This is a genomic window from Maridesulfovibrio sp. (assembly GCF_963666665.1).
GTDB lineage: Bacteria > Desulfobacterota > Desulfovibrionia > Desulfovibrionales > Desulfovibrionaceae > Maridesulfovibrio.
Map to the genome: position 1 here is coordinate 3,051,249 of NZ_OY762999.1, position 12,278 is coordinate 3,063,526.

The 12,278-nt window shown below is 46.5% G+C and carries 14 protein-coding genes and 1 tRNA gene; 7 read left to right on the plus strand and 8 right to left on the minus strand.

All coding sequences use genetic code 11. The features are described from left to right. Positions 1-58: 58 nt before the first annotated feature. The 8 genes from ACKU40_RS13975 to ACKU40_RS14010 all read right to left on the minus strand — a co-directional run bounded on the left by ACKU40_RS13975 (position 59) and on the right by ACKU40_RS14010 (position 6,193). Entirely contained in the window at positions 59-376 is a 318-nt protein-coding gene (locus ACKU40_RS13975) for a hypothetical protein (protein ID WP_320173411.1), read from the minus strand. After that, positions 363-1,349 carry a hypothetical protein gene (locus tag ACKU40_RS13980; RefSeq protein ID WP_320173412.1) on the minus strand — a complete coding sequence of 329 codons (987 nt, stop codon included), beginning with the start codon at positions 1,347-1,349 and terminating at the stop codon, positions 363-365. The genes ACKU40_RS13975 and ACKU40_RS13980 overlap by 14 nt, the downstream gene beginning before the upstream one ends. Continuing rightward, positions 1,336-1,587 (minus strand): hypothetical protein, encoded by a 252-nt coding sequence (locus ACKU40_RS13985; protein ID WP_320173413.1) that lies wholly within the window; start codon positions 1,585-1,587, stop codon positions 1,336-1,338. Before ACKU40_RS13985 ends, ACKU40_RS13980 begins: the two co-directional genes overlap by 14 nt. Positions 1,588-1,707: 120 nt before the next feature. Next, positions 1,708-2,754 carry a hypothetical protein gene (locus ACKU40_RS13990; RefSeq protein WP_320173414.1) on the minus strand — a complete coding sequence of 349 codons (1,047 nt, stop codon included), beginning with the start codon at positions 2,752-2,754 and terminating at the stop codon, positions 1,708-1,710. Positions 2,755-3,058: 304 nt separating this feature from the next. Then, positions 3,059-3,134, minus strand: a tRNA-Thr gene (locus ACKU40_RS13995). A 115-nt stretch (positions 3,135-3,249) separates the two neighbouring features. Next, positions 3,250-3,765, minus strand: a complete 516-nt coding sequence (tpx, locus tag ACKU40_RS14000) for a thiol peroxidase (RefSeq protein ID WP_320173415.1) — start codon at positions 3,763-3,765, stop codon at positions 3,250-3,252. Positions 3,766-3,857: 92 nt separating this feature from the next. Next, a complete protein-coding gene (locus ACKU40_RS14005) occupies positions 3,858-4,901 on the minus strand; it encodes an ABC transporter substrate-binding protein (protein WP_320173416.1) in 1,044 nt (347 codons plus the stop codon). Between the two features lie 212 nt (positions 4,902-5,113). Further along, complete coding sequence (locus ACKU40_RS14010) at positions 5,114-6,193, minus strand: TOBE domain-containing protein (protein WP_320173417.1); 1,080 nt, start codon at positions 6,191-6,193, stop codon at positions 5,114-5,116. Between the two features lie 136 nt (positions 6,194-6,329). On the opposite strand from ACKU40_RS14010, the gene modA (ACKU40_RS14015) reads away from it, so the two are divergent. The 7 genes from modA (ACKU40_RS14015) to ACKU40_RS14045 all read left to right on the plus strand — a co-directional run bounded on the left by modA (ACKU40_RS14015) (position 6,330) and on the right by ACKU40_RS14045 (position 12,259). Then, a complete protein-coding gene (gene modA, locus ACKU40_RS14015) occupies positions 6,330-7,076 on the plus strand; it encodes a molybdate ABC transporter substrate-binding protein (RefSeq protein ID WP_320173418.1) in 747 nt (248 codons plus the stop codon). Further along, on the plus strand, positions 7,076-7,741 hold the full coding sequence (gene modB / locus ACKU40_RS14020; RefSeq protein WP_320173419.1) for a molybdate ABC transporter permease subunit: 666 nt from the start codon (positions 7,076-7,078) through the stop codon (positions 7,739-7,741). The genes modA (ACKU40_RS14015) and modB overlap by 1 nt, the downstream gene beginning before the upstream one ends. Continuing rightward, positions 7,738-8,442, plus strand: a complete 705-nt coding sequence (locus ACKU40_RS14025) for an ATP-binding cassette domain-containing protein (RefSeq protein ID WP_320173420.1) — start codon at positions 7,738-7,740, stop codon at positions 8,440-8,442. Before modB ends, ACKU40_RS14025 begins: the two co-directional genes overlap by 4 nt. Beyond that, positions 8,442-9,167 (plus strand): molybdate ABC transporter substrate-binding protein, encoded by a 726-nt coding sequence (gene modA, locus ACKU40_RS14030; protein ID WP_320173421.1) that lies wholly within the window; start codon positions 8,442-8,444, stop codon positions 9,165-9,167. The genes ACKU40_RS14025 and modA (ACKU40_RS14030) overlap by 1 nt, the downstream gene beginning before the upstream one ends. Before the next feature lie 4 nt (positions 9,168-9,171). Beyond that, positions 9,172-9,846 (plus strand): ABC transporter permease subunit, encoded by a 675-nt coding sequence (locus tag ACKU40_RS14035; RefSeq protein WP_320173422.1) that lies wholly within the window; start codon positions 9,172-9,174, stop codon positions 9,844-9,846. Positions 9,847-9,858: 12 nt separating this feature from the next. Then, positions 9,859-10,590 carry a Rossmann-like domain-containing protein gene (locus ACKU40_RS14040; protein ID WP_320173423.1) on the plus strand — a complete coding sequence of 244 codons (732 nt, stop codon included), beginning with the start codon at positions 9,859-9,861 and terminating at the stop codon, positions 10,588-10,590. Between the two features lie 649 nt (positions 10,591-11,239). Then, positions 11,240-12,259 (plus strand): molybdopterin-binding protein, encoded by a 1,020-nt coding sequence (locus tag ACKU40_RS14045; RefSeq protein ID WP_320173424.1) that lies wholly within the window; start codon positions 11,240-11,242, stop codon positions 12,257-12,259. Positions 12,260-12,278: the final 19 nt, after the last annotated feature.

Here is a 12,278-nt window from a genome sequence, read left to right on the forward strand (position 1 = left end):
CAAAAGATGCTTACAGGCCTCAAAATTAAGCTTTGAGGTACCAAGCATTTTTTTTCAATTACTTGGGGTAGTACTTATCGAGATCAAGTTTCCACTCCACGCTGTTCATCTTTGAAAGAATCGTGAATGCCGTTATGAATAGCTGGCGTTCAGTCTCAAAATCTGGGCGCATAAGATTATAATACCTTTGCGCCGCCGGACTGAGATTTATGCGCGTGGTCTTCAAATCCTTATCCCGGTATTCTGGAATTTCAGGGAATCTGGGATACTTTTGAAATAGCCAAAACATTGCTCCGCAGGACTCCGCGATCATTTCTTTGGCGCGTAGATGTTCCGGTAGATCCACGAAGAGGGTGATGCTTTTACGCTCTGTCATTACCACCTCCCCGCTTGCTCCAGACATTCTTTTTCCAGTAAGTCTTTAAGAAAGGACCTTCAGGGCCAATTTTATTTTTAAGAATTTCCTCTCGTTCCTCTGCGGACAATTCGAGCAACCAGATTTCATACTGAGCATCCATTTCCCGCTTCTTGGCCTCCTTAAGGACTCTCAATCGTTCTTCAGCAGCATCAGCGGCTTGCTCTTCAGCAGTTTTGAATCCTTGAGGCTTGTCCACCTCTCCCGAGATCAGAAGAGCTTTAAAAATATAGCCAAGGGGCTTTTCAACAAGGTTACCCTTGCTGTCTTTGAATTCCCCTTTTTTAAGCTTATAGTTCACGAATTCTAAAGACATCAGCAGCATATGAAGAGGCTCTCCGGATTTGTCTCTTTCCTTGACGATTTGCTGCAATTGGCTAGTTCCAAATCCAATTCCCGCAAGCACAGGATATTTGCGTTCTATCTCTTCATCAGTCACCGCAAGAATTTTCAATGCCTCTTCAGAGTAAGTAGATTTATTAATACTACTTACTATACTAGGCGAAACTGTTGGAACGGTTGTTCGAACAAAAAACGCTTCATTCAAAATGAAGTTGTGGAAATAATTGCAAACAGGTTTCAGGCGAATCTCAAATCCCTGAAATGATCCCTCACGACATCTTTGTTTCGTGAGATATCCTTCCGCGACGAATTTTGTTAATATTCTCTGCACACTACCGCTATGTATACCTGTCACGCGATTGATGTTTGTGCAGCTAGTTTTAAAGCTCGCACCCGTCCCATACTCCTGAACCAGAAGGGACAAGATCTCCTTCATATTCCTACTGAGACACGTAAAAATTGATTTTAGTGCTTCTTCATCGGTTCTATCCGCTGTTCCTTCGTTAGCTGCAACGATTGCTCTAACGATGCCCTTGGTTTGAACAGTCGAACCAACATTTGTTCGAACAATTTTAAGCTTACCTTGGGGCATGAGCATTCCCCTTTTCAATGGCAAAGCTTCTTGCGCTTAACCACGTAAGCAGCTCTTCGGTTCGGTAGGCAACTCTACCGCTGACTTTGATTCTGGGAGGGCCTTCGCCAAGGCTATCGAGATTCGCAAGGCTCTTAGAGGATATTACCCCGCCAAGGAACTTTTCAACATGGCTACGGCTAATGATGGGAGGCAGTTTATCTGCCAGATCGATAAGGGAAGTTTGAACTTTTGCCATACGATTTCCTTTTGTTTTTCCCTGTGTCTCCGTAGGGAAACTGTGGGTGTTTGAAACCGTATGGCAAAATTAATATGAAGGCGCACCTAAACCAAAATTTTAAATTTTGGTTTACCAAAGTTACCTAAAATAACTTTCAATGGGATACCTCCTAATAGTCCTTTTACTTTTAGCCTCTTCTTTGACCTTAATAAGATGTTCAATCTTTGAGTATTCAGGGTTTTTCACCTTACTTCCCTTCGCATTCTTCTTTCCTTTTTCTTTCTTCTTATCTTTCTGCGCCTCAGGAAACACTCCACGCTCCGCCTGCTCAATAAAACTATCTACCGCATTAATATTATTATCTAAAGTTGCTCGCATTGACACATAATCTTCATTAAAATCCTTACTAACTCCGGCTTGTCGTTCAATTGTGCTATCTTTAGTTCCACACTCCAGAAAGAGTTCATGTACCTCTAAAATATTTTCCCAAAAAGCTGGGGATCTGTTCCCGGTAGTAAAAAATGGCCTTTGTCCAATGTAATAACTTCTACCTATTCGACTCTTATAATTTTCTTTTAAAAACCTATCAAAATCTTTCCTAATTTGATCAATTGGAGCCATCAGATCTACCTGCAAATAACTTTCTATATCGGGATCAATTCTCTCTCCCGAACTAAAGTCACTCACGCAACAACCATCTATGTAGTCATATAATTTATCATAAAAAAATTTTGCCGAAATTCTTTCTGGATCAGAATCAAGTAAGCGATATGCTTCATATATCATGCCTTTAATATTGTCTTTCGCAGGCTCAATTCCCTTGAATGTGTGAATCTCATAAAACAACTTAAGTCGGTGCAATAAATATTCAAAATCTTCATTGAAAATATCCTGAAACAAAGGATAAACACCTTTCAGTGCATCCTTAATTGTCATTCCTTCACAATAAATTTGATCAAGTTCCTCATCCTCAAAAGCTTGATAAACCCAATCTTCAAAAGGACGCATCAACTGCTTTTTATCATTCATCTCCCCTGTTGCTGGACACCATGATCGAATGAGTTCGTCTTCAAATGGGAATGCCTTCTTTTTTTCATTCACCAATAAGCAAAGTGACTTATAGTTTTCACTTAGCAGCAAAAATTTTCTGAAATATTTGAATTTTTCAATTTCTATCTTAGTCAATTTCATTCTCATACTAAACCTACACATATATTTTCATGGTCAGTATCAATACCATCTAAATGCCAAAAGAGGCGTTCATCAAATTTATCTATTTCATTTGCATTCACTTTGTGCTGCGATATTTGATCTCAGTCTACATCTAAATAACGCTTCACATCACGCCACTCTATTTAGTGAGTTCAAATGCATTATTAATCGACAAATACGAAACCCACAACAAAAAAGGGGACAAAAACGGGGACAACTCATATTTTAGGCAAAACAAAAGGGCTTACACATTAAGTGTAAGCCCTTGATTTTATTATGGAGCCAACGATCGGAATTGAACCGACGACCTGCTGGTTACGAATCAGCTGCTCTACCGACTGAGCTACGTTGGCTTTTGGTTGAAGTAGTCTTTATATCAGTACATATTTTGTGGTCAAGTCTAAAGCTGACATAAAAAGCCTCTACCGGGAATACGGACAGAGGCTTTTAAGTTTTTTATGCTTAGAGCTAAACCAGTTTTTTCGCAGCATCGAGGGCTGCATCGTAATCAGGTTCCTCAGTGATTTCATTTACATACTGCACGTACTGAACTTCACCGGACTTATCGACTACAAAAACAGCACGGCTGAGGAGGCGCAGTTCTTTGATCAACACGCCGTAAGCTTCTCCAAAAGAGGATTCTTTGTAATCGGAAAGGGTCTGCACCGCTTCGACTCCGGCAGCACCGCACCAGCGGGCCTGAGCAAAGGGCAGGTCCATTGACAGAGTCAGGATCTTGATATCTTCACCAAGAGCCGCGGCCTCGTTGTTAAACCTGCGGGTCTCCATATCACAGACCGGGGTATCAAGGGAGGGAACGGCACTGATGATCAAAACTTTACCTGCAAAGTCCGCCAGAGCTTTAGGAGCAAGGCCGTTATCAGTCACATTGAATTGGGGAGCTTTGTCGCCCACTTTAATTTCATTGCCAAGAAGGGTCAGGGGATTACCCTGAAAAGTAATTATTCCTGTTCTTTCATTCATGGTTCAACTCCATTGATTTATTTCTAGTTGATTAACCGATAGCACAACCGGGAAATTCCGACAACAACCATCCGAAATTAATAATCACAGCCCTAATTCTTTAATAAAGCCTTCACTGAAAAATCGTAATCAGCGTTTGTCTTATTGTATGCCTTTGAAAATTTCCTGAAATCTATATTGGACCAGTCACGGGAACCGAACCTATCTAAAAAGCGCTCCACATTATTTTCACCAATGACGCAAAATATCCTCTTCCTGATCAACGGTCCGGCTTTTCCAATAAAATCATAGCCGTGATGGTAGTCGTAAAGCATGACCAGCCCCCAGCCTCCTGTCATAAAATGACCGCCCACGGAAAAAGCTAGAGAGCCTTCTTTTACTGCCTCCAGAGCCGGCTTATCCCAATTTATTCCACCTACCAAGACATCCTTGCCAGGAATCAAACCGTTCTTTTTAATACCCTCGATAGCACCCAGCGCCATAGGATCATTAGCGGACCAGATAACATTTACTTTTGGGTCACGTACTAAAAATTTGCTAACCAGATCAAAGGCTTTGTCCTCACGCCACAAGCAATGAATCTCAGGAAGAATTTTTGCTTCAAAGAAATCAGCACGAGCATAACCCAATCCAGCATTCCTGAGCAGGGTTGACTGAGTGACATAGTCTCCGGCAATGGGCAAAAGCTTTACATCATTTTCAGCAATCCCCTGCTCTGCTGCTTTTTCTATCAGTTTCTTCGCCAGATTGTATCCGGCCCAACGGTTATCAGGGACCAGACCGCCAATCCAATTTTTAAATTTTCCCCTCGGAACGCCCAAGGTCTCGGCCTGATCTCCGTAAAAATCCAATAACAAGTTGAAAACTTTAACACCTTTTGCATCAGCATGGGCAAGTATCTTCCCTGCAGCAAGCTTCTCGTTGACCACTATCAGATAATCTGGAAGGTGCTCGCGACTAAGTACTTCCTCAGCCTCTTTAACCATCAGCACATGGTTACGTTCAGAATAGAGGACTTCCAAATCAATACCCAGATCCTCTGCAGCGGCCTGCATAAAAGAGCTGACCTCCCGCCAGAATCCACCAGTGGGGTCACTTGGATCAGACTTACCGGGATTTAAGAAGACGACTTCCATCCTGCCAGTCGATTCTTTGCCAACCTCACAAGAAGCTGTCGTAGGGAGGGTAAAAAAAGAAACGCAAAGCGTAACAAATAGAAAGAAAAAATAACGCACGCGCACCACCTGCTGCTCACATGAAAAGACAATTATCCATCAATACAAATGAACATTATATGCCCAAATAAACTCAATATGACATTATAACATAAGCAGGGGATAAATAAAAATCAGACTGCATGCAGAACTACAGATAAAGCCTTAAAGCAAAATTCCACATCAGCACCCTCAACCAAACCTTCTTCTTCAACTGACCACGAGGTCACCAGTGCGCACATCTGGACCCCGCCTTTAGATTCACCGGAAACTTCTGCCAAAATTTCTGTCTGCTTAATTGATGTGACTTTGGCGGGAACACAATTTCGCGAACTCGTACCCTCTCCCTTCAACGGGCGAACCGCCACCAGCGGGGCTTTAACTGTAGCCGAAACGGATACTCCGGCCTCCAGATCAAGCTTGTATAGACTTTCAAGGGTGATGACCGAACTGATGGTGAAACCTTCGGCGGTCTCAAATTCTACATCAGCCAGCACACCGTCCCGACGCACAGAACTCACCTGACCGATAAAAGTATTACGGGCACTGGATTTAAGCGAGGTCTCCTCAAGGGCCATGCGGCGGACAATGTTCTTCACATCACCGGAAGACCATTCCTGATATACCGCAGCAAGATCGGCGGAAGACTGTCCGAGAACTTTGCGAACTACTCCCAGCGGTACACCGTTACGCAATAATTCCACAGCCCTTGAACGGCGCAGCACCGATGGTGCACCTTTTTTACGCTCCAAACCGCAGGCACCTGCCCGCTCATAAAAAATTCTCCGCACATAGCCGGGGTCCAAATGAAAAATTCCACCCTCAAGACCAGCCCCCATGGGACCGTCAATTAACCCTTTAAGCTCACGACAGACCGATTGCGGCAAGGGAACTTCCCGTTCATGTCCGTCCCTGCCGAGCCTGACAACGGCCTTGGAAAGATCAATATTTTTGCGCTCATCAAGTCCGAGAATCTCGCCAAGTTTGGCTCCGGTATGCCGCAAAACCAAAAACAAGCAGTAAACCCTTGTGCGGGACCGGACGTAATCAGCGCGTGTACCCCCGTTCTTCCAACGGCGGAATTCATCTTCGAGGGCCGAAAGTTCACGACCGTCAAGATGGAGAATATTCTCAGGAACATCAAATACTTCCGCAAGAGCTAACCTGCTTTCTCCGGCCTGAGATTTCTTATTTCCGGTTCCTTTATTCTGCACTTGAATAACCCTTCGAGCAGTCACGTTTTTATAAGAATGCGTGACCGATTTGAAATTTTTACCGCTCCCTGCATAAGCATAAGATACTGATAAAGCCAATTCAGGAAGACCTCAATTTCAAAATGGAGAACAGATAATGAAAAGAATCAGTGCCCTCATCCTCACCCCGCTTCTAACCCTGTTGCTTGCTTTACCGCTTAAAGCAAACGCTGCCGACCTTATGATCGCACAGGCAGCCAACTTTATGCCCGCCATGAAAGAAATCATTCCGGCTTTCAAAAAAGCGAGCGGTATTGAAGTACAAGCGACTTATACTTCCACAGGAAAACTCTATGGGCAGATAGTGAACGGTGCCCCTTTTGACGTATTTCTGGCTGCAGATGAACGTCGTCCTAAAAAACTTTTTAATGACGGCTTAGCTGAAACTCCTTTTGTCTATGCTAAAGGCAAAGTAGTTCTCTGGTCCAAAGACAAAACTAAAATTGAAGAGAACTGGCAAAAAACCATCATGGACGGCAAACTCAAAAAAATTGCTATTGCCAATACAGAGACAGCTCCATACGGCACAGCAGCCATGGTGGCATTACAGAAGGCAAAGCTCTGGGATCTGGTCAAACCTGAACTTGTTTATGCCCAGTCTATTGCTCAGACTTTCCAGTTTGCATCTACGGAAGCAGCAGACGCCGGATTCTGTGCTTATTCATCCATGTTCACCCCCACAGGCAAAGAAGGCGGTTTTGCAGTAGTAAAAGAAGCGCCTCCGGTAATTCAGGCTGCCTGCGTTCTCAAATCATCCGAACACAAAATTGCGGCCATAAAATTTGTTGAATTTCTGTCCGGCCCCGAGGCTACTGCCATCAAGAAAAAATACGGGTATGACTAATGGATTTTTACCCGCTCTATATCTCGGCTAAACTGGCTGTGGCTACAACCTTGTTTATTCCAGTTGTAGCCGCGCCTATTGCTTACATCCTTGCTTTCGTTGATTTCAAAGGCAAAAGCTTGATTGATGCTGTTGTTTCTCTCCCCATGGTGCTTCCTCCCACGGTCCTCGGCTTCGGACTGCTCATAGTCATGGGTCCGCAAGGACCGCTGGGAGGATTCTGGAATGACCTTACCGGAGAACGCATGGTATTCAGCTTTTCCGGAATATTGCTGGCTTCGCTGGTGTATAACCTGCCCTTTGCGGTGCAGCCCATGCGTGCGGCTTTTGAAAAACTGGATATACGGCTGCTGGAAAACGCGGCTGTGCTGGGCCTTTCTTCTACAGCCACCTTTTTCCGGGTAGTGCTTCCCAACAGCCTACCCGGACTAGCGGCCTCGGCCATGCTGGTCTTTGCCCACAGCCTTGGCGAATTCGGAGTAATCCTCATGGTCGGCGGTTCCATTCCCGGCTCAACAAAGGTCGCCTCCATCGCCATTTACGAAGCAGTAGAAGCCATGCGTTATGGCGACGCCTTGTACATGTCGCTGGCAATCATCCCGGTCAGTTTTCTGGCCCTCTTAGCCATAAACCGACTCAACAAAGTCAGCCGGAGCAGATCATGACCCTGAAAATTAATATCCGAAAACAGCTGCCTAATTTTGCGCTGGACGTTGCTCTGGACTGTAAACCCGGCACCCTGACCGCTATCGTGGGGCCATCAGGTGCAGGAAAAAGCACATTGGTACGCATCATCGCCGGATTGGAAAGACCGGACAGCGGAAGCATCTCACTTGCCGGCAATGTCTGGATAGATACAGCGACTCAAAACTTTGCCAAACCCCAACAGCGGGGACTGGGGCTTGTTTTTCAAGAATACACCCTGTTCCCGCATCTGAATGTGCGCAAAAACGTAGCCTTTGCAGCAAAGGACAAAGGATGCGTTCACGGTTTGCTGAAGAAATTCGGAATCTCCCATATTGCGGAAAGCAAACCGTCCAATATCTCCGGCGGAGAACGCCAGAGAGCAGCCTTTTGTCAGGCTCTGGCCCGCGAACCTGTACTGCTGTTGCTTGATGAACCGTTTTCAGCGCTGGATATTGCCACCCGCGAAGGACTGCGTAGGGAATTACGCGAGCTGAAAAGTGAGCTGAACATCCCCATTATCCATGTGACCCATGATTTGGAGGAAGCCTACTATCTGGCCGACTCCATCTTTGTGCTCGAAAACGGACAGGAATCACCGCAGTGGCTTGAACGTCAGCGCAACCGATTCTGCCCTGAGCCTAAACCCCATCCACATCTTGAACTTGTAGGTAATATGTAATGAAAAAAATATCTGCCCTGCTGCTTCTGATCCTGCTCGCTGTACCCGCTGCAGCCCAAGCTAAAATTGTCATTGCTTCAGGGGCGGGATACCGTTCACTGGTGGACAAACTGACTGCAACCTATACGGACCAATCAGGAAACGAGGTTGAACGTGTATACGGAAACATGGCCCGGGTTACTGCTCAGGCCCGCAACAGCGGTTCTGTTGATATGGTCCTCGGCGACAAATCTTTTCTGGAAAAGTCCAAACTGGATTGCTGCGCGACCCAGAAAGTAGGCCGGGGACGACTGGTTATCGCCTATCCCAAAGGCAAAAGCTTTAACGGCGCGGACGACCTTCTTTCTAAAGACGTCTCACGCATTGCATTACCAGATACCAAACGGGCAATTTACGGCAAAGCAGCACAGCAATACCTGAAGAACAAAAACCTTCTCGCCAGCCTTGAGCCCAAACTGCTCATGGTTGCCACTGTGCCGCAATCTGCATCATACGTGGTGGCCGGAGAAGTTGATTATGCATTTATCAACCTGACCCATGCCCGCAAAATCAAGGATTCCATAGGCGGATTCGTTATCGTGGATGAAACAGCCTACTCGCCCATCACCATTATAGTGGAGCAGATGAGCAGCTCTGGTAACAAGGCTGAATGCACTGCATTTATGGATTTCCTGAAATCTGACACAGCCCGCAAAATCGTAGCAGCCCACGGTATGCAGGACTAACAGCATGGATATTGCGGCTATCATCTCCGACAGCGCAACACTCAGCCCGCTAGCCCTCTCCGCCAAGGTCATGGGGGTAGCGGGTGTGTTGCAGCTGATTGCAGGAGTGCCGTTGGCATTCTGGCTTTCGCGGAGCAAAGGGATGCTGCATAATTTCGTGGATACTGCCGTGACCCTGCCGCTGGTATTTCCTCCGGTGGCAACGGGATTCGTGCTCCTCTTCCTGCTCGGCAGACGCGGCCCGGCAGCCGAACTTTTCGGGGACAGCATTATCTTCGGCTTTCCCGGTCTGGTGGTGGCTGCTTTCATCGCCGGATTGCCGCTCTTGGTCAAACCGGTGCAGGCAGCCTTGAAATCAGCCGAAGCAGCAAAATTGCATGAGGTTGCAGCAGTCTTAGGAAAATCCGAAACAGAGATATTCCTGAAAGTTCTGCTTCCCTGCACCAAAAGGGCTATCGCAGCCGGAACCCTGCTGGCCTTGGCCCGTTCACTTGGAGAAGTAGGCATGAGCCTCATGCTTGGCGGCAACGTGATAGGACGCACCAACACCCTTTCTCTTGAAATATACAACGCGGTCTTCAACGGTGAATTTGAACGGGCGGCTGTTCTCTCGTCCATCATCGGCATCGCTTCCATAACCATCTTCAGCGCGTTGAAAAAATTTTCTGACGCAGAATAAACAGGAACCACAATGAGTAAATCAATTTTGAAAGAGGTCCAGTCCCGGGTCTACGACATCTGGAAATCGGAAGGCATACTTGACGAAAGTATTGAAGTGAAAGCACGGACCTTGAGTACTGAAGAAGCTATCGGCAATCCTGAGGGTGACGACTTCCCGCTTCTGCGAGGTAAGGAAAAACTCATGGAAGCCGAGTTCCGCGGTTACAAAGGACAGGCCTTCACCGACCGCTATGGAAATTTCAGCAATACCCTGCGTGAAATAGCGGAAATGGACCTGACCAATAATTTTCGCCGGGCCATATTTGTATCCGCGCTGAATGCTGTGCAATGCAGCCTCGGCAAAGCCGAACGGACCATTCACTGTAAAGACGAAGGTCCGGCTCTCTGCGCTCCAAAATTAGGCGATTATATTGCAAAAGAATACGGCACCCCCAAACTGGGACTCATCGGCTACCAACCGGCCATGATCAAAGCTCTTTCCGGTCGTTTTGAAATGCGCATCGTAGATCTCGACCCTGACAATATCGGAACGGTAAAGTGTGGAATCAATGTGGAAGGACCGGATAACACAACGGAAGTGCTCGATGATGTAAACCTGTTGGTTGTCACCGGGTCAACCATAGTTAACGATACCATCGGCAACTTCCTGCGTGATGACAAACCGACTATTTTCTTCGGAACCACCGTCTCTGCGGCAGCAGAAATGATGGGCTGGCAACGATTCTGCTGCCAGAGTTCTTAATTAATCCAAATGACCTGCCGGAATTTACCCCCATTTTCCGGCAGGTTTCCATTCTGCACACATAGGTTGCAACTCCGCACAACCCGCCTGTTACCTGATCTAAGATTGTTTCAATTCTGCACAGTCATCTTCTGACACATTACCTTACAACGGCTGTCCCAAAATGACACACCCCCGATGCACCCACTTTTTATGCGAACTTTCGCACATTAAACCAAGTATCATAGCAGACGAATTAATCACTGTAAAAATTATTTTTAAAAATATTGATCCAGTTCAGAAATCTCTAATTTTATCAACTGCCTGTTTTTATTAATTATATCATTTTGGACCTAATTTTGCTCTAGATTCCATTCAATTGAGGTGCGTCCCAGACAGCCCTTATGAATCAAAGGCTGTGCAAGTTTGTCCTGAATGGAACTATTCCAAACCACCAATATGTTGGTGTTCCTTGACTTATTGTATCCAGTTGGACATATAAACCCCAAGCTCATAGAGTCACATTCATAGTGTTTCTCGATGATCCAGCACCTAAAATTATGTCTTTTTTGATATATCGGAAAAGATTTAGCGGAAACGAAGAACGGATCAGGCTGCTTCAGATCGCAATACAGCCGTCACTCACAAATTCAACCCGGAGCCTTAACTCATGATGAAAACTGTTCCTGTTCAGGACTCCATCGGAAATGTCCTCTGTCATGACATGACCCGAATCGTCCCCGGAGAATACAAAGGCCCTGCCTTTAAGAAAGGACATATCATCACCCCGGAAGATATTCCGGTACTCTTAGAAATCGGCAAGGAGCATGTTTACATCCTTACCCTCGAAGACGGACAGCTGCACGAAAACGATGCCGCAAGACGCATTGCCAAAGCTGCCGCCGGACCAGGGATTACTCTCACTGATATCAGCGAGGGGCGTATTAACATGATCGCTTCACCGGGCCTGCTTTGTATCAACGTGGAAGCCCTGAACCGCATCAACTGTATTGACGAAGTTGTGCTGGCCACCCTGCACAACGGCATCCAGATCACTGAATCACGCGAAGTTGCCGGAACCAGGGTTGTTCCGCTGGTTATCGACGAAAGCAAGATCGAGCAGGTTGAAGAAATCTGTCGGGAATGCGGTCCCATTGTCAGCGTGAAGCCTTTCCGCAATCTCAAAGTGGGTCTGATCACAACCGGAAGCGAAGTTTATCACGGACGTATCAAGGACAAATTCGGTCCGGTTATCCGTAAAAAATTTTCCAGACTCAATTCGGAAGTCATCGGCCAGACCTTTGTCAGCGATGACCCCGACATGACCAGCACTGCGATCCTCAAAGCAATTGATGACGGAGCGCAAATGGTGGTGCTCACCGGAGGCATGAGCGTCGACCCCGACGACCAGACCCCGGCATCCATCCGGGCCACAGGTGCTGAAATAGTCACCTACGGCTCGCCCACCTTTCCCGGAGTAATGTTCATGCTCGGCTATCTGAACGGTGTACCCATCGTAGGTCTACCGGGCTGTGTCATGTACTACCGGGCCAGTATTTTCGACCTTATAGTTCCGCGGATTGTGGCTGGCGAACGCCCCACCCGTAAGGAAATCGCCGAGTTGGGCCACGGTGGTTTCTGTGCCGGTTGCGATACCTGCCGCTACCCGCTGTGTTCTTTCGGTAAATAGAGGATAGTTCGACGTCCTT